Raw genomic sequence first — 16,796 nt, 5'->3', positions numbered from 1 at the left:
GGAGCTCACGATTTGGCCCAAGCATCAACGCCGCTCACGGGCAAAACGGCATAATTTCGCCCGCACCCTTGCCTTTCGGAGAAAAATCCGTATAAGCCGCCCTGTTCGCAACCCGGTCTTCTGGCTGGTGGCTGAACGGAGGGCCGGTTTTCCGCAAGGGGAATCGTTCGGAACGGAAGCGTTCCAGCCTCCCGTGTCTCCGCTCTCGACCGTCTCGGAAACGCTTTTCTTGCTTGGGTTTACCCTCTCAGGAGCAGTCGTTGAGGCTTAGCCGCCGAATATCGGGTTCAGACCAACGCAAGAAAGGCAAAGCTATCCATGGCTCTTTACGAACATGTATTCCTTGCCCGGCAGGATATTTCCGCTCAGCAGGTCGACGCCCTCGTAGAACAGTACAAGGGTGTCATCGAAGCTCACGGCGGTAAAGTCGGGCGTATCGAGAACTGGGGCCTCAAGTCCCTCACCTACCGCATCAAGAAGAACCGCAAGGCTCACTACGCCCTGATGGACATTGATGCTCCGGCCGCTGCGATCCAGGAAATGGAACGCCAGATGCGCATCAGCGAAGACGTCCTGCGTTACATGACGATCGCTGTCGAGAAGCACGAAGACGGCCCGTCGGCCATGATGCAGAAGCGCGACCGTGACGACCGTCCGCGCCGCGATGGCGACCGTCCGGAGCGCAGCTTCGGCGATCGTGGTCCGCGCCCGGATCGTGGTGACCGCGAAGACCGTCCGCGCCGTCCGCGCGAAGACCGCGTATAAGGAGATTTGAGAATGTCTGAAGTTTCCTCCGCACCGGTCCGCCGTCCGTTCCATCGCCGCCGCAAGACCTGCCCGTTCTCGGGCGCCAATGCGCCGCGCATCGACTACAAGGACGTTCGTCTCCTGCAGCGCTACATTTCCGAGCGCGGCAAGATCGTTCCGTCCCGCATCACGGCCGTTTCCCAGAAGAAGCAGCGCGAACTCGCCCAGGCGATCAAGCGCGCCCGTTTCCTCGGCCTGCTGCCTTACGTCGTCGCTTAATATAAGCTGACGCCGACTGAATTAGAGGGAAGGCAGCGATGCCTTCCCTTCTCCCTTTCGCGATGGGCGCGGATCGGAACCTTGAAACCCCATGTTGGGGATAAGCTTTCACGCCCGAGTGGCGAAGGCATCCTCTAACTGCTCGATACGAAGCAGGACAGCGACGTGAAAAAGTTGAACGCAAAAGAGCTTGGCATCGGCGCGCTCGCCGGTCTGACCGCCGCCCTACTCGTGTATGGCGCATTACGTCAGCCATTTCTTGCTATCGTGTTCATCAGTGCTTCCGCTCTCCCTATTTTGATCGTTGGTCTCGGCTGGGGAAATATTGCTGCCGCAACGGCGATCGTTGCTGCCGGTATTTTGGGCAGCGTTATCGGTCCGCTGCCATTTGCAATGATCGCAATAGTCCTCGCCGCCGTCCCAGCTTGGCTCAGCCATCTTGCAAGTCTGGCGCGCCCGGCATCCGAGCTTGGTGGCCCGGATAATCTAATGGCGTGGTATCCGCTCTCGGACATCATGCTGCATCTCTGTGCAGTTGCCTCCGTCGCAATCGTCGTCGCGGGCATTCTTATGGGCTACGGTCCAGATCTCATCGGCAAGACGATCGCTTTCAATCTCGAACTGCTGAACGATCAGCAGCAGCAAGCGTTGGATGCTGCCTCGATCGAAAAGTTGAAGACTATCCTGCTTTACGCGGTCCCTTTCGCTTGGGGCGTGTGCTGGGTGTCCGCTGTTTTTGCAGCCTATTATTTTGCAACGCGTATTGTTGTCGCCTCTGGCCGCAGCCAGCGTCCGCGCGAAGACATTCCCTCGTCGCTGCGTATGAACCGCAATGCGATCTTCGTCTTTCTCGTGGCGATCGTCGCGATCTTCTTCGGTGGCGTTCTCGGCCTCATCGCCGCCGCCGTGCTCGGTGCTTTCGGCGCTGGCTTCATCGTTTCCGGCTTTGCCTCGCTGCACTACCGGACGCGGGGCAAGGACTGGCGTCTGCCGGTTCTGATCATCTGCTACCTGGTATGCTTCTTTGTGACGCTGCCGCTCTTCATCATCCTTGTTCTCGGCCTCTACGATACTCGCAAAGCGATATCGCTCACCCCGAACAAGAATGCCGACACACCCAAACAAGACACGAAAATCTGACATCGAAAGGAACAAGAAAATGGAAGTCATTCTTCTCGAACGCATCTCCAAGCTCGGCCAGATGGGCGAAACCGTCAAGGTTCGCGACGGCTTTGCTCGTAACTACCTGCTGCCGCTCGGCAAGGCGCTGCGCGCCAACGCCGCCAACAAGGCTCGTTTCGAAGCCGAGCGCGCAACGCTCGAAGCCCGCAACCTCGAGCGCAAGAGCGAAGCCCAGAAGGTTGCCGACGTTCTCGGCGGCAAGTCCTTCATCGTCGTTCGCTCGGCTGGCGAAACCGGCCAGCTCTACGGTTCGGTCGCTGCTCGTGACGTCGTCGAAATCCTCGCCGCCGAAGGCTTCAACATCGGCCGCAGCCAGGTTCACATGAACACGCCGATCAAGGCTATCGGCCTGCACGATGTTGCCATCGGGCTTCACGCCGAAGTCGAAATCAAGGTTGAGCTCAACGTTGCCCGTTCCGCTGAAGAAGCCGAGCGTCAGGCCAAGGGCGAAACCCTCACCTCCGCAGACGCCATCTACGGCGTTGACGAAGACGCGCTGCGTCCGGAAGATTTCTTCGATCCGGAAGCTGACCGCGACGGCGAAGAAGAAGCTTGATCCTCAAGCCTTCTCCAAAACTGTGAATGAAAGAAAGCCTGGGTCCTCGACCCAGGCTTTTTGGTTATTGGCAGACGATAAAGCGAACGCCTCTGTCAGTCATTATTCCTAGGCTCCGGCAGCGGAGCCGAATCCTTGTCAATCGAAACGACGACGGACATGCCAGGCGCCAACTGGTCGGCGAGTGGCTGTCCATCCTCGATCTTGATCCTCACACCGAGACGCTGGGCGACCTTGGTAAAATTGCCCGTGGCGTTGTCGGGCCTGATGACGGCAAATTCGGAACCCGCTGCCGGAGAGAAACGCTGGATGCGGCCCTTGATCTCGCGATGCCCGAGCGCATCCACGGAAATCGTGGCGGGCTGATCGAGCTTCATGCCATCGAGCTGCGTTTCCTTGAAATTGGCTATGACCCAGACGTCCTTCGGCACCAGGTTCATCAGCTGCGTACCTGGTGTCACATATTGGCCGAGGCGTACGCCAACCTCCCCAATGCGGCCGTCCTGCGGCGCTCTGATGGTCGTGTTGTCGAGATCGATATCGGCAAGCTGTACGGCAGCCTCCGCGCCGCTGACACCGGCTTCCAGGGAGGCGCGGTTGACGATGATCGTCGTCAGGTTCTGCTGAGAGACGTCGAGAGCGGCCTTTGCCTGATTGACCGATGCCTGAGCCTGCTGCAGCGTCGCCTGAGCCTGTTCGGAATCGCTCGTGGTCGAGACACCTCTGGAGACCAGTGTCGTGACGCGATCGAAGGCAAGCTGGGCACGCTTCAGGGCTGCGTTGGCGCTATCGATCTGCGCCTGGCTGGAGGCGATGCCAGCCTTGGCGGCCTGCTCCTGCTGCTGCGAATTGGCAAGTGCCGCCTTCTGCCCGTCCAGCGTCGCGTGGGCCTGCGCGACCTTTTGCTTGTAGATACGATTATCGATCTGGGCGAGCACGTCGCCCTCCTTGACGAGCTTGTAGTCCTTGATCGGCACGTCGGTGATATAGCCGCTGACCTGCGGGCTGATGGTCGTGACATAGCCTTTGACATAGGCATCGTCCGTGGTCTCGACCGCGGTTTTGAACGGCGGCAGATGCCAGGCATAGAGAACCAGCATGACGCCGCCGATGCCGGCGAGAACCGCGATGACTTCGATGGGGGAGCGAACGAGCCTCGACATGGAGCTATTTCATATCCTCATGGGTTGGATGTCACGACCTCAGCCCGATCGTCGGCCAGGCGAGCCCTGACGAATCGGAAGAAGACATGGATTGAGAGGCCGGCAAGCGACAGGAAAGCGATTACGGCGGCGACGAAGAACGCATCTCCATAGGCTAGCATATTGGCCTCGCGGCTGACCTGCGCGCCGAGCAGCGCCAGCCCCTCCCCCTTCAGGAGCACGCTATCCCCGATCACCTTGCCGTAGGAGGATGAAAGCTGGCTGACGCGTGTGGCCACATGCGGATCCGTCAGCAGCACGCGCTCGGTCAGGACGGCAGAATGGAACTTCTCGCGAATAGTGATCAGCGTGCCGTAGAAGGCCGAGCCGATCAGGCCGCCGATGCTCTGCGTGAAGGTGAAGACGACAAAGAAGGTCACCAGATAGGGGGGACCCTTGGATATAGCCTCCTTGAAGCCTTGCGACATGGAGGGTGGCAGGAACAGGGCCGCGCCGGCTGCGACCAGGGCCTGGCTGAAATACATCTGTTCGGGACGGGTGAGGTTCGTCACCTGCGAATCCATCAGCGCGCCCACGCCCATCAGGATGAGCGCGACGAACTGGATCTGCCAGCTAAAGCCGTAGCTCATGAACACGGTGCAGATGAGGCCCCCGATGATGGAGAAGGCCAGGATGATCCAGTACAGAATGGAAAGCTGATCATAGAGCAGCCCGACCGCGTTCTGATAAAAGGTCATGATGACGGAGGTCTGCTCGGCGGCAATGATGCGGAAGACCAGCAGGATCGCCGTCAGATGCAGAATTTCCGGCCGAAGCAGCCAGCGAACGTCTATCAGTGGCGTTGCCCGTCTCAGGTCGACGACGATTGCGGCGGTGATCGAGGCGATGCCGACCGCCAGCACGACGCCGAGCCAGGGCACTTCCAGCCACCAATAAAGGCGACCGACCGACAGCGCGACAGCCAGACAGCCGAAACCGATCGCCACGAGAAGATAGCTGAAAATATCGCCCAATACGATGACCTTGACGCGCGGCGGCGGCGTCAGCGGCAGGAGATAGATGATCGGCATGACGAGCAGCGCCAATGCCATCTCGAGCGTGTAGAGGCCACGCCATTCGCCATAGTCCAGCAGCGATGGCGACACGAGGCGCGTGATGGGAGCGGCAAGCAGCGTGTTCATCATCGCCAGGCTGACGCCGACAGTCATCTTCTTCGCCGGCTCGAAGGCCTCCAGCATATAAAGGAAGCCGAGCGTCGATAGCGGCGCGCCGGCAATCCCGCTCAGGAAGCGGACGACGATCGCAGAATGCAGGTCGGAGACGAAGAGATTGAGCAGCGAGGCGAGCACGAAGCCGAGAATGCTGACCTCGGCGAAATTGCGCACGCCATATTGAAGGCGAATCTTCACCAACGCGATGGCGAGGCTGACATTGGGCGCCATATAGGCAGCAGATAGCCACGCCGACTCTGTGGTCGTCGCCGCAATGGTTCCCTGGATCTGCGTAAGGTTGGCGAAGGCAAGATTAAGACCCAGACCCTGGGTCAGGAAGAACAGAACGGATGCCGCAATATAGAGCGGCACTTTCCAGCCCGGCATAGGCGGTGGAGCGGGCGGGACGGCGTTAGCTTGCGCATTGGCGACCGGGCCCGGATCCCCGCTCATGCATTACCTCATGATTTGCCGATATTCTGAAGATTGGCAGTCATGGCGCGAATAACCTTCAGCGCCATGCCGACATCCTCGTCCGAAATCCCCTCCAAGATATCCGCGCGCACACCGGTGGCAAGAGCTTCGACTTCCGCGGCAACGACTTTTCCGGATTCCGTTATGAAGATCTGCTTGGCGCGGCGATCGGATACGGCGGCCCGACGTTCGATGAAATTCTGCGCCTCCATCGCATCGAGAATGCGTACGAGCGTCGGCGTTTCCAGCTCCAGCTCGTCGGCGAGCTCTCTCTGGTTTATCCCATCCCGGCGGGAGAGCTTGCGAAAAACCCTCGCGCGGGAAAGGGTCATGCCGTGCTCGCGAACGAGGGCGTCAAAAGCCGCCCTCAGCTTGCGATTGAACGAAGAGAGGTCGTCGAAGAGTTCTTGTCTTGATGGCGCACCTGGCATTATTGCAGCTTTATATAATTAGCGTCCTACCCTAATTTAAAGGGAATACCCGGATTTCCCCAGCTTTTCAAGCAGGATAGCCGCACCAATTGATGCATACGGCGAAAGACCCAGCTAAGATATTCCCCACAGATGGTTTGCATATGTGATTCGTGTGTCGATCTTTTCGTTGCAAAGTGGCCACAAGAGATTTTTTACGTGGCGGCAATCTGCGCCTGTGGACGAGTGGAAAAACGTTGATAGGCCGGACCTATTCGCCCCACTTCGGGTGGCTGTCCATTTGCCTGGTTGACCATGACATCGGAACGTCGCAAACCAGTCGACACCCTAAAGTACGAAGAGATGGAAAATGAACGAAGCTGCGCGCAAGCTCGCCGCCATTGCTCCCGCCGACCAGCATTATCGTGAAGCGCCCAATAACATTGAGGCGGAACAGGCTCTGCTCGGCGCCATCCTCGTCAACAACGATGCCTATTACCGCGTCTCCGACTTCCTGAAGCCGATTCATCTTTACGAACCGCTGCACCGCAAGATCTTCGAGGTCGCCGGCGACATCATTCGCATGGGCAAGACTGCCAACCCCGTCACCATCAAGAGCTTCGTGCCGGCTGACGAGAAGGTCGGCGACATGACGGTCGCGCAATATCTCGCGCGGCTTGCCGTCGAAGCCGTGTCGATCATCAATGCGGAAGACTATGGCCGCGCCATCTACGATCTGGCGCTGCGCCGCGCGCTGATCACCATCGGCGAGGATATGGTCAATATCGCCTATGACGCGCCGCTCGACATGCCGCCGCAGGCGCAGATCGAGGATACGGAGCGCCGGCTGTTCGAACTTGCCGAGAATGGCCGCTACGACGGCGGCTTCCAGTCCTTCAACGACGCCGTGGCCCTTGCGATCGACATGGCGGCCGTCGCCAAGGAGCGTGACGGCGGCCTCTCCGGCATCTCCACGGGCATCCACTCGCTTGATAGCAAGATGGGCGGCCTGCAGCGCTCCGACTTGATCGTCCTTGCCGGTCGCCCCGGCATGGGTAAGACCTCGCTTGCGACCAACATCGCCTACAATATCGCCGCCGCTTACGAGGGCGAAGTCCAGGCGGATGGCTCGATGAAGGCGAAGAACGGCGGCGTCGTCGGCTTCTACTCGCTGGAAATGTCGTCCGAACAGCTGGCTACCCGTATCATCTCCGAGCAGACGGAAGTCTCCTCGTCGAAGATCCGACGCGGCGATATCAATGACGCCGATTTCGAAAAGCTCGTTGCCTGCTCGATGATGATGCAGAAGGTGCCGCTCTATATCGACCAGACCGGCGGCATCTCCATCGCCCAGCTTTCCGCGCGTGCCCGACGCCTGAAACGCCAGCGCGGTCTCGACGTTCTGGTGGTCGACTACGTGCAGCTGATGACCGGCTCCGGCAAATCGAACGAGAACCGTGTTCAGGAAATCACCCAGATCACCACCGGCCTGAAGGCGCTCGGCAAAGAATTGAACGTGCCGATCATCGCGCTCTCCCAGCTCTCGCGTGCGGTCGAAAGCCGCGACGACAAGCGGCCTCAGCTTTCCGACCTGCGTGAATCCGGTTCGATCGAGCAGGACGCCGACGTGGTACTCTTCGTGTTCCGCGAGGAATATTACGTCAAGAACCAGGAGCCGCGCGATCCGAACGACCCGAAATATGGGGAATGGGAAGCCCTGTTCGACCGCGTCAAAGGCACGGCCGACGTCATCATCGCCAAGCAGCGCCACGGACCGACGGGTACGGTGAAGCTCGCCTTCCAGTCGGAATTCACCCGCTTTGCCGATCTCGCCGACCCGTCTTTCACGCAGTATGAGGAACATTGACACGGAGCTTGACGCGTCAATGTTTCGCTGAGACGAAGAAACGCTTCGCACTTTTCCCGGAGACGCTTCACAGTCCCGCAGCTCGCAGCAAAGCCACCGTCACAACGCCAACAACAACGCTTGCCAGCATCGGCAAGCGGCGGGAGGCGATTGCGGTGGCCGCGCAGGCCAGCGTCTCCGCCCAACCGGTAGCAAAAGCTGTCGGGGCAATGACGGCCATCAGCACGGCCGGTGGAATGGCTTCGATTGCGGTTCGCCGGCGCTCGTCAATCCTAACGTAGCGAATCAAGACAAGACCGCCAACACGAGTGAAAATCGTTGCGGCAGCCATGGCGAGGATGGCGAGCAGCGTGTTGAGATCGAGCGTCATGCGGCCTGCTCCCGCGCCCTGCCTTTCCAGAAAGCCATTGCCAGCCCAGCCAGCGCACCGGCTGCAATATGCCAGACACCGGGCACGAACTGGTGGACAGCAACGGCTGCAATTCCGCTCGCGGCAAGCACCGCGCCGGTTTCCGGTCCTTTCCAAAAGCCCATGACCAGCACGATGAAGACAGCCGGAAAGGCGAAGTCGAGACCGATGACGGCGGGATCGCCGAGAAAGGCGCCAAGCAGAGCACCCGCAAGCGACGAGCCGACCCAAGCCAAGTAGAAGGGCGTGACGATGCCCGCATACCAGGCGGGTGTGAGTCGCGTTGCGCCGGCACGGAATTCCGCCATGGCCCAAATCTCATCGGCGAGAAACAGCATGGCGATATAGCGTTTGATGCCGGAGAAAGACTCCATCTTCGTGCCGATCGAAGCGCTCATCAGCAAGTGCCTGACATTGACGAGCAGGGCCGCGAAGCCGGCGCCAATCCAGCTTGCGGGATGTGTCCAGATATCCATCGCCACGAATTGCGAGCCGCCGGCGAAGACGAACGCGCTCATCAGCGTGGTCTCCAGCGGCGAAAGCCCCTTAGTCGCCGAAACCGCGCCAAACACGAGGCCGATCGGCAGGACGGCGACGATCAGCGGAAAAATGGCACGCATCCCGGCTTTGAATTCGCCGTCCGGCCGGCTTTGCTGCAACATGGGCAACCTCCACTTCAACAATGACGAAGAGGTAGCCGACGGCATCTGGCGCTGTATTGAACGAAAGTGACTAGAGCTCCATCCAGAATCAGCAAGGCGTTTTCACTGTTCGCGGAAAAGCGAAAATGCTCCATGTTTTTATTTCTCAGCGCATTCCGGATGGAAAATCGCTGCGCACTTTCCCGGAAATGCGCTAGCCGACGCGGAACTGGCCCGGGGTGACGCCGGTGCGCGATTTGAAGTGCCGCGTAAAATGAGCCTGATCGGCGAAACCGCATTCCATGGCGACATCGGCCGGCATGCGGCCTTCCCTGAGCAATCGGCGGGCAACGATGACGCGCCGGTCGGTCAGAAAGGCATGGGGCGTAATATGATACTCCCTGCGGAAAGCGCGGATCAGGTGCGCGCGGCTCAGCCCCGCCACCTTGGCCAACTCCTCCAATCCGATATCGCTGTCGAAATTCTCCGTCAGATAATCGCGGGCGCGTGCAACGGCGCTACGTTCCTTGGTATCGACGGGAAGGACGATCGTGCTGCCGTAGCGCGCAAAGAGTGCTGCCAGCACCGAGAACATGCCCTCATCGGATTCCAGCGCGCCAGCGCCGCTCTCGAGTGTGCGGTGCGCCTTGTGGAAGGCGCTGGCAAGCTGCGGATCGCGCAACAACGAACTGGCGAAAGATGGCGTCGCGTTGAAGGCTTTGCCCGTGACGTCTTCCAGAATGTCGACGAAGAGCTTCGCGTCCGGGTAAATCATGCGGTAGCGATAGCCCCCGCCGCCCGGAGCGCCGTCATGCACGATGCCAGGATTGATCAGATAGAGATCGCCCGGCCCGGTTTCTTCGCGCCTGCCGCGCAGTGTGGCGATCTGGCTACCGCTTTCGATTGCCCCGATACTGAACGTGTCGTGCGCATGCGGCGCATATTCATGCGTCACGAAGCTTGCGCTCAGGCATTCCATGCCGCGAAAGCGACCGTCCCGCCAGAAGCGGGTCGATTCCACCTTGGCAAGCGGCATGGCGTCAGCCGCCTCTTTCTGCGAAACGTTCTGCATGTCAGCACATTATCGAGCCGGCTGCCGCGCGTCTTGAACAAAAGTGATCGCATGTGAGAAAGGCTGGTATCTGCCTGTCCGCGCTTTCTCGAGAAGACGTGATCGGACCCGTCGTTCTGCTGGACGATCCAAAAATGAAAACCTAAAAAGCGTTAGGCCCAAACCCGCCCCTTGAAGGAGAAGACAAATTGAAACGCATCGAGATGAAGGTGAGCGGCGGCTGCCAGTGCGGTGCCGTGCGCTATCACGCAACTGCCATGCATGATAATTCGCATCTCTGCCATTGCCGCATGTGCCAGAAAGCCTCGGGTAACATCTTTGCCGCGCTCGTCGCCGCGCCCGATGATGCGCTCACCTGGACACGAGGCAGGCCGAGTGTCTGGAAGAGTTCGGAGCTTGTCGAGCGGGGCTTCTGCGCCAATTGCGGTACGCCATTGTTCTTCCATCACCTCGAAAACGGCCGCACCAACCTGATGATCGGTTCGCTGGACGATCCCCACGCCTTCCCGCCGCATGCCAACACCTGCACCGAGAACATGGTTAGATGGTTCGATACGATTACGGGCCTAGAAAATACCGGTGCGACGGAAAATAACGGCGCCGATTGGGCTGCGGCGATCAAGACGAGCAACAACCAGCACCCTGATCGCGATACCGCCTCATGGGCGGTGAGATGGCGTGACGACTGAGCCTATTCCGGCGATCGTCAGCGAGGCACTCCTCGATGCCGCTATTTCGAAATAGCCGTCATCCCGGAAACTAAAGCCTACGACAGACTACCTTCAAGATGATGCGCGCAGCGTGCCTGAAGGCCTGCCCTTCAGCTAATTCGTGCCTCGAAGCAGCCTGTTGGTTTCCGACCCTCAGCCGGAAGCTGTCGTTAGAAATGTGGCGGCAGTTTCTGCCTAATTCCGCTTACATGCCTCGCAGCACTTTTTCTTTTCATCGACGGCCAGTATCCTGACCCAAGCCAAATCACCTCCGGCCACTTCCTTATTCAGGGCGCCCCATGACAGATAATTTCAATGACGATGATGCTTTCGCTTCCGCCGGCCTGCGGCTGACGGTGGATCTCGGCGCGCTCGTCGAAAACTGGCGCGACCTCGCGCGCCGCTCGGGAAAGGCCCGCACGTCGGCCGTGGTCAAGGCCGATGCCTACGGGCTCGGGATCGAGGATGTCGGTGAAACGCTTTATGGCGCCGGCGCGCGCGATTTCTTCGTTGCGACAGCGGATGAGGGCGCGACCTTGCGGCTCTATGCCCCCGAGGCCCGCATCTTCGTGCTCAGCGGCATCTGGCCGGGCATGGAGCGGCGGTTCTTCGAAAACGATCTCGTGCCCGTCATCGCTTCGGAGGAGCAGCTGACCTTCTGGATGTCGGTTCTGTCCGACTATGGCGACTATCCCTGTGCGCTGCAGGTCGACACCGGCTTCAACCGGCTCGGTCTGCCGATGGACGATGCGATCGCGCTGGCCGACGACGTTTCCCGCCCGGCAAGCTTTGCACCGGTGCTTGTCATGAGCCATCTCGCCTGCGGCGACGATCCTTCCAATGCAATGAACAGGCAGCAGCTCGAGGCCTTTCGCAAGGTCAGCGCTGCCTTTGAAGGCATCGAGGCAAGCCTTGCCAATTCGGCCGGCATCTTTCTCGGGCCGGATTATCATTTCGATCTCACCCGCCCCGGTATCGCCACCTACGGCGGCGAGGCGGCGCCCGGCTTGGCCAATCCGATGCGCCCAGTGGCAACGGCGGAGGCTCGGATCATCCAGGCCCGCTCGGTCAAATCAGGCGAAACCGTAGGCTACGGTCGCGCCCTGCAATTGACCCGCGACAGCCGGTTGGCGATCGTCTCGGCAGGTTACGCTGACGGCTATATGCGCAGCCAGTCGAGCGCCGGTGTGCCATTGCGCCAGACCGGCATCCCAGGCGGTCATGGCTTTATCGCCGGTCATAAGGTGCCCGTTGCCGGCCGCATCACCATGGACCTGACCATCTTCGATGTCACCGACCTGCCGGAAAACCTGGTCAGAGCCGGTGACTATGTCGAGCTTTTCGGCAGTAACATCTCGGTCGACGAGGCCGCAAGGGCGGCAGGCACGATCGGCTACGAGATGCTGACCAGCATGGGGCTGCGGCACGAGCGCCGGTATATCTCGGAAGAGACCGAAGAATAGCCTGGCTACTCCTCAAAATATTTAGCGGGCGCTGATCGCCAGCCGGACGCCAAGGGCGACGAATAGCGTGCCGAGACCGCGATCGAGCCACAGGCCGAGACTGCGATTGCGCCGAAGCGCCTCGCTCAGACGGCCGCCGAGCAGAATGAGCGGCGGCTCGATGAAGGCGGCGACGACAATGATGAGGCTGCCATGCAGAAGAAGCTGCGCCCAGACCGGGCCGGCGCCTTCGACGACGAATTGCGGCAGGAAGGCCAGGAAGAAGATGGCGACCTTCGGGTTGAGCAGCGAGACCAGGATGCCTTGGCGATAGATGCGGCCAAAGGACAAGGTCTTGCCCGCCTCCTTGATCCATGCCGCCTCGCCCTTCGAGCGCAGGGCCTGGATGCCGAGCCAGATCAGATAGGCGGCACCGATCCATTTGACCGTCGAGAAGGCCAACGCGGAGGCTGCAAGGATCGCCGAAAGACCGGCAGCCGCCATCAGCACATGCAGGCACGCGCCGCTCCAGATGCCAAACAGCGCCGCAAAGCCGGAGCGCATGCCGCTTCTGATCGTATGGCCGAGAATGAAAGCGATATCCGGCCCCGGCGAGAGATTGAGAAGGGTTGCAGCGGTGAGAAAGGCGATCCAGTGCGCAAGCGAATAGTCAAACATCGGTCATCGTCCATAAAAACCCAGCATAAAAGCTGACACGATCGCCATTGATACGGAAATCATTAGTTTTGATAGGCCGGGAAAGACATTATCTGTCAGCCGATCGCGATTCGTCGCGAAGAGCGAAGCATTTGAACTTGAGAACAGCATCCGATGGCTAAGGCCCGTACACAATTCATCTGCCAGAACTGCGGCACGGTCCACAATCGCTGGGTCGGCAAATGCGACAGTTGCGGCGCATGGAACACCATCGTCGAGGAAGATCCGATGGGCGGCATCGGCGGCGGACCGGCGAAGACGCCGCGCAAGGGCAAGCCTGTCACGCTGACGACGCTTTCGGGCGAGATCGAGGAAGCCCCGCGCATCCATACCGGCATATCCGAGCTCGACCGCGCCACCGGCGGCGGCTTCGTGCGCGGCTCGGCCGTCCTTGTCGGCGGCGATCCCGGCATCGGCAAGTCGACACTGCTGATGCAAGCCGCAGCCGCCCTCGCCCGGCAGGGGCACAAGATCGTCTATGTTTCCGGCGAAGAGGCCGTGGCGCAGGTTCGCCTGCGTGCCCAACGTCTGAAAGCGGCTGATACGGAAGTGCTGCTGGCCGCAGAGACCAATGTCGAGGACATTCTCGCGACGCTTTCCGAAGGCAAGCGGCCGGATCTCGTCATCATCGATTCCATCCAGACGCTGTGGAGCGAGCTTGCCGAGTCCGCGCCCGGCACGGTGACGCAGGTGCGCACCGGCGTGCAGGCGATGATCCGCTTCGCCAAGCAGACCGGCACGGCCATGGTGCTGGTCGGCCACGTCACCAAGGATGGCCAGATTGCAGGGCCGCGCGTCGTCGAGCACATGGTCGATGCCGTTCTCTATTTTGAAGGCGATCGCGGCCATCATTACCGCATCCTGCGCACGGTGAAGAACCGCTTCGGCCCCACCGACGAGATCGGCGTGTTCGAAATGTCCGACGCTGGGCTGCGCGATGTGCCCAATCCGTCCGAGCTCTTTCTCGGCGAGCGCAACGAAAAATCGCCCGGTGCGGCTGTCTTCGCCGGCATCGAGGGGACACGTCCGGTGCTGGTCGAAGTGCAGGCGCTGGTCGCGCCGACATCGCTCGGCACCCCGCGCCGCGCCATCGTCGGCTGGGATTCGGCGCGCCTCTCGATGATTCTGGCCGTTCTGGAAGCGCATTGCGGCGTGCGGCTCGGCCAGCACGATGTTTACCTCAATATTGCCGGTGGCTACCGCATTTCCGAGCCGGCTGCGGACCTTGCCGTCGCTTCTGCACTGGTTTCCTCCCTAGCCGGTCTTGCTCTGCCCGCCGATTGCGTCTATTTCGGCGAAGTCAGCCTGTCGGGCGCCGTCCGGCCGGTTGCGCACACCGCCCAGCGCCTCAAGGAAGCCGAGAAGCTGGGATTTTCCGGGGCTGTTCTGCCTGCCGCTTCTGCCGATCTGCCGAAGGTCAACGGCGGACGCTGGAGCGAGATCGACAGCCTGCCGGATCTGGTGGCGCGCATTGCCGGATCGAAGGGCGCGCTGAAACGCGCGGAAGATGAAGACTGAGCCTTACTTCAGCCGTTCTTGGCGAAGAAGAGGCTCCTGATTGAGGCCGATGCCGACCAAAAGGTCTGGCAAGTCTTGAAGTGGATTATAAATGCCCATTACGATTTTCGACGGTATTGTTATCGGCGTTATTCTCTTCTCCGCCGTTCTGGCCATGGTTCGTGGCTTCTCGCGCGAAATCCTCTCGATCGTCAGCTGGGGCGGCTCCGCAGTCGCCGCTTATTATCTCTATCCGCTGCTCGTTCCCTATGCCCTGCAATACAAGGCCGACACCAAGATCGCGACGATCGCGTCAGCCGCCGTCATCTTCCTGCTGGCGCTCATCATCATTTCCTTCATTACCATCCGGATTGCCGATTTCATCATCGACAGCCGCATCGGCGCGCTCGACCGCACGCTCGGCTTCCTCTTCGGCGCCGCTCGCGGCCTGCTCCTGATGGTCGTCGTCGTCGCCTTCTGGAACTGGCTGGTGGCACCGGCCGCACGTCCGGACTGGGTCAACAACGCCAAGTCGAAGCCGTTCCTCGATTCGATGGTCGAGAAACTGACCGCAGCGCTTCCGCAGGACATTCAGGCAAGGCTGCCAGCTGAGATCCTCAACAAGATCGCGCCGAAGCAGCAAGGAAATGGCGATAACGCCGCGCCGAACGATACCGCGCCCTCGGATGACGCGCCGGCGCCGCAGACAAACAATTGACGGTGCGTTTACAGGCTTGACCTGCCGCTCGAGAAACTCCATTTGAGCGGCGTGACAATAGAAGATCCGACCGGATATTTTTTCCGGCCGGATTTTGAGCTATTTTAATGGTTACTCGTGACGCCGCCCCGATCCGCCCACGTTGAGAGCAAAGGCCCGCAGCCATGAATCATTCCCTTTCCTTCGAGGACGATATCGACGGCGACACGCTGCATGAAGAATGCGGCGTCTTCGGCATTCTGGGACACCCGGACGCGGCAGCGCTGACGGCGCTCGGCCTGCACGCCCTGCAGCATCGCGGCCAGGAAGCGGCCGGCATCGTTTCTTTCGATGGTCAACGCTTCCATTCCGAGCGACGGATGGGTCTCGTCGGCGATCACTACACCGATCCCGCGACGCTTGCCCGCCTGCCCGGCGACCGATCCATGGGCCATGTGCGTTATTCGACGACGGGCGATGCCGTGCTTCGCAATGTGCAGCCGCTATTCGCCGAACTGGAAGTCGGCGGCATCGCTATCGCTCACAACGGCAATTTCACCAACGGCCTGACCATGCGGCGGCAGCTGATCGCCGATGGCGCCATCTGTCAGTCGAATTCGGACACCGAAGTCGTCCTTCATCTCATTGCCCGCTCCAAGCAGGTTTCCTCTTCCGACCGCTTCATCGATGCCATCAGACAGATGGAAGGCGGCTATTCGATGCTCGCCATGACGCGCACGAAGCTGATCGCCGCCCGAGACCCCATCGGCATCCGGCCGCTGGTCATGGGCGAACTCGATGGCAAGCCGATCTTCTGCTCGGAAACCTGCGCGCTCGACATCATCGGCGCAAAATATGTCCGCGATGTCGAAAACGGTGAGGTTGTCATCTGCGAGATCCAGCCCGATGGCTCGATCACCATCGATGCCCGCAAGCCCGACGCTCCGAAGCCCGAGCGGCTCTGCCTCTTCGAATACGTCTACTTCGCCCGCCCCGATTCCGTCGTCGGCGGCCGCAACGTCTATGTTGCCCGCAAGAACATGGGCATCAACCTCGCCAAGGAAGCGCCTGTTGCGGCCGACGTTGTCGTTCCCGTGCCGGACGGCGGCACGCCTGCTGCCATTGGCTTTGCCCAAGCGAGCGGCATTCCATTCGAACTCGGCATCATCCGCAACCATTATGTCGGCCGTACCTTCATCGAGCCGACGCAGCAGATTCGCGCCTTCGGCGTGAAGCTCAAGCATTCCGCCAACCGTGCCATCATCGAGGGCAAGCGCGTCGTGCTGGTCGACGATTCCATCGTGCGCGGCACAACGTCCGTGAAGATCGTGCAGATGATCCGCGATGCCGGCGCCAGCGAAGTGCATATCCGCGTCGCCAGCCCGATGATCTTCCATCCAGACTTCTACGGCATCGACACGCCGGACGCCGACAAGCTGCTCGCTAACCAGTACAGCAGCCTGAAGGCCATGTGCGATTTCATCGGCGCGGATTCGCTGGAATTCCTGTCGATCGACGGGCTCTACCGAGCCGTCGGCGGCGAGCCCCGCAACAACGCGCAGCCGCAGTTCACCGATCATTATTTTACCGGTGACTATCCGACGCGCCTGCTCGACAAGGAAAGCACCAGCAACGTGCGCAAGCTTTCCGTTCTCGCCAGCAACGGCTGACACGCCCAAGTAACGGCCGAGAGGGGCATTTCGCTCCTCTCCCTTCCCTTAC

The 16,796-nt window shown here is 60.4% G+C and carries 17 protein-coding genes; 10 read left to right on the top strand and 7 right to left on the bottom strand.

The window, feature by feature from the left end; all coding sequences use genetic code 11:
- Window positions 1-318 precede the first annotated feature (318 nt).
- The 4 genes from rpsF to rplI all read left to right on the top strand — a co-directional run bounded on the left by rpsF (window position 319) and on the right by rplI (window position 2,764).
- On the top strand, window positions 319-765 hold the full coding sequence (rpsF, locus tag AC13RE_RS09470) for a 30S ribosomal protein S6 (protein ID WP_015339354.1): 447 nt from the start codon (window positions 319-321) through the stop codon (window positions 763-765).
- A gap of 12 nt (window positions 766-777) precedes the next feature.
- Window positions 778-1,026: a 30S ribosomal protein S18 gene (gene rpsR, locus AC13RE_RS09465; RefSeq protein ID WP_004122103.1), complete on the top strand. Its 249-nt coding sequence runs from the start codon at window positions 778-780 to the stop codon at window positions 1,024-1,026.
- A 165-nt stretch (window positions 1,027-1,191) separates the two neighbouring features.
- Window positions 1,192-2,166: a DUF2232 domain-containing protein gene (locus AC13RE_RS09460; protein WP_488562746.1), complete on the top strand. Its 975-nt coding sequence runs from the start codon at window positions 1,192-1,194 to the stop codon at window positions 2,164-2,166.
- A gap of 19 nt (window positions 2,167-2,185) precedes the next feature.
- Window positions 2,186-2,764 (top strand): 50S ribosomal protein L9, encoded by a 579-nt coding sequence (rplI, locus tag AC13RE_RS09455; protein WP_015339352.1) that lies wholly within the window; start codon window positions 2,186-2,188, stop codon window positions 2,762-2,764.
- A 95-nt stretch (window positions 2,765-2,859) separates the two neighbouring features.
- Here the strand turns inward: rplI and AC13RE_RS09450 are convergent, their stop codons facing one another.
- Genes AC13RE_RS09450 through AC13RE_RS09440 form a run of 3 tightly spaced genes read right to left on the bottom strand, consistent with a single transcriptional unit; the run spans window position 2,860 to window position 6,043 of the window.
- Window positions 2,860-3,927 carry an HlyD family secretion protein gene (locus AC13RE_RS09450; protein ID WP_488562745.1) on the bottom strand — a complete coding sequence of 356 codons (1,068 nt, stop codon included), beginning with the start codon at window positions 3,925-3,927 and terminating at the stop codon, window positions 2,860-2,862.
- 17 nt (window positions 3,928-3,944) lie between these two features.
- Window positions 3,945-5,591, bottom strand: coding sequence for an MFS transporter (locus AC13RE_RS09445; RefSeq protein WP_488562744.1), 1,647 nt, complete (start codon window positions 5,589-5,591; stop codon window positions 3,945-3,947).
- Between the two features lie 8 nt (window positions 5,592-5,599).
- Window positions 5,600-6,043 (bottom strand): MarR family winged helix-turn-helix transcriptional regulator, encoded by a 444-nt coding sequence (locus AC13RE_RS09440; protein ID WP_112607325.1) that lies wholly within the window; start codon window positions 6,041-6,043, stop codon window positions 5,600-5,602.
- Between the two features lie 349 nt (window positions 6,044-6,392).
- Here AC13RE_RS09440 and AC13RE_RS09435 point away from each other — a divergent pair, with 349 nt between their 5' ends.
- Window positions 6,393-7,889: a replicative DNA helicase gene (locus tag AC13RE_RS09435; RefSeq protein WP_015339348.1), complete on the top strand. Its 1,497-nt coding sequence runs from the start codon at window positions 6,393-6,395 to the stop codon at window positions 7,887-7,889.
- Between the two features lie 67 nt (window positions 7,890-7,956).
- Here AC13RE_RS09435 and AC13RE_RS09430 read toward each other — a convergent pair whose 3' ends face one another.
- The 3 genes from AC13RE_RS09430 to AC13RE_RS09420 all read right to left on the bottom strand — a co-directional run bounded on the left by AC13RE_RS09430 (window position 7,957) and on the right by AC13RE_RS09420 (window position 9,975).
- Window positions 7,957-8,259, bottom strand: coding sequence for an AzlD family protein (locus AC13RE_RS09430; protein ID WP_488562743.1), 303 nt, complete (start codon window positions 8,257-8,259; stop codon window positions 7,957-7,959).
- A complete protein-coding gene (locus AC13RE_RS09425) occupies window positions 8,256-8,960 on the bottom strand; it encodes an AzlC family ABC transporter permease (RefSeq protein ID WP_488562742.1) in 705 nt (234 codons plus the stop codon). The genes AC13RE_RS09430 and AC13RE_RS09425 overlap by 4 nt, the downstream gene beginning before the upstream one ends.
- A gap of 193 nt (window positions 8,961-9,153) precedes the next feature.
- Window positions 9,154-9,975 carry an AraC family transcriptional regulator gene (locus AC13RE_RS09420; RefSeq protein ID WP_488562880.1) on the bottom strand — a complete coding sequence of 274 codons (822 nt, stop codon included), beginning with the start codon at window positions 9,973-9,975 and terminating at the stop codon, window positions 9,154-9,156.
- Between the two features lie 224 nt (window positions 9,976-10,199).
- Here AC13RE_RS09420 and AC13RE_RS09415 point away from each other — a divergent pair, with 224 nt between their 5' ends.
- Window positions 10,200-10,700: a GFA family protein gene (locus tag AC13RE_RS09415; protein ID WP_488562741.1), complete on the top strand. Its 501-nt coding sequence runs from the start codon at window positions 10,200-10,202 to the stop codon at window positions 10,698-10,700.
- Between the two features lie 320 nt (window positions 10,701-11,020).
- Window positions 11,021-12,184 carry an alanine racemase gene (gene alr, locus AC13RE_RS09410; RefSeq protein ID WP_488562740.1) on the top strand — a complete coding sequence of 388 codons (1,164 nt, stop codon included), beginning with the start codon at window positions 11,021-11,023 and terminating at the stop codon, window positions 12,182-12,184.
- A 21-nt stretch (window positions 12,185-12,205) separates the two neighbouring features.
- On the opposite strand, the gene AC13RE_RS09405 is transcribed toward alr, so the two are convergent.
- A complete protein-coding gene (locus AC13RE_RS09405) occupies window positions 12,206-12,841 on the bottom strand; it encodes a LysE family translocator (protein WP_015339339.1) in 636 nt (211 codons plus the stop codon).
- 153 nt (window positions 12,842-12,994) lie between these two features.
- Between AC13RE_RS09405 and radA the strand changes: the two genes are divergently transcribed.
- The 3 genes from radA to purF all read left to right on the top strand — a co-directional run bounded on the left by radA (window position 12,995) and on the right by purF (window position 16,744).
- Window positions 12,995-14,398 (top strand): DNA repair protein RadA, encoded by a 1,404-nt coding sequence (gene radA / locus AC13RE_RS09400; protein ID WP_015339338.1) that lies wholly within the window; start codon window positions 12,995-12,997, stop codon window positions 14,396-14,398.
- A 91-nt stretch (window positions 14,399-14,489) separates the two neighbouring features.
- Window positions 14,490-15,095, top strand: a complete 606-nt coding sequence (locus tag AC13RE_RS09395; protein ID WP_112337935.1) for a CvpA family protein — start codon at window positions 14,490-14,492, stop codon at window positions 15,093-15,095.
- A 164-nt stretch (window positions 15,096-15,259) separates the two neighbouring features.
- Window positions 15,260-16,744, top strand: coding sequence for an amidophosphoribosyltransferase (gene purF / locus AC13RE_RS09390; protein ID WP_132716232.1), 1,485 nt, complete (start codon window positions 15,260-15,262; stop codon window positions 16,742-16,744).
- Window positions 16,745-16,796 lie beyond the last annotated feature (52 nt).

This window comes from Martinezella sp. CNPSo 3959 (assembly GCF_057784355.1).
The sequence above is the reverse complement of the archived record's forward strand: the minus strand, read 5'-3'. Positions and strand labels throughout refer to the sequence as shown.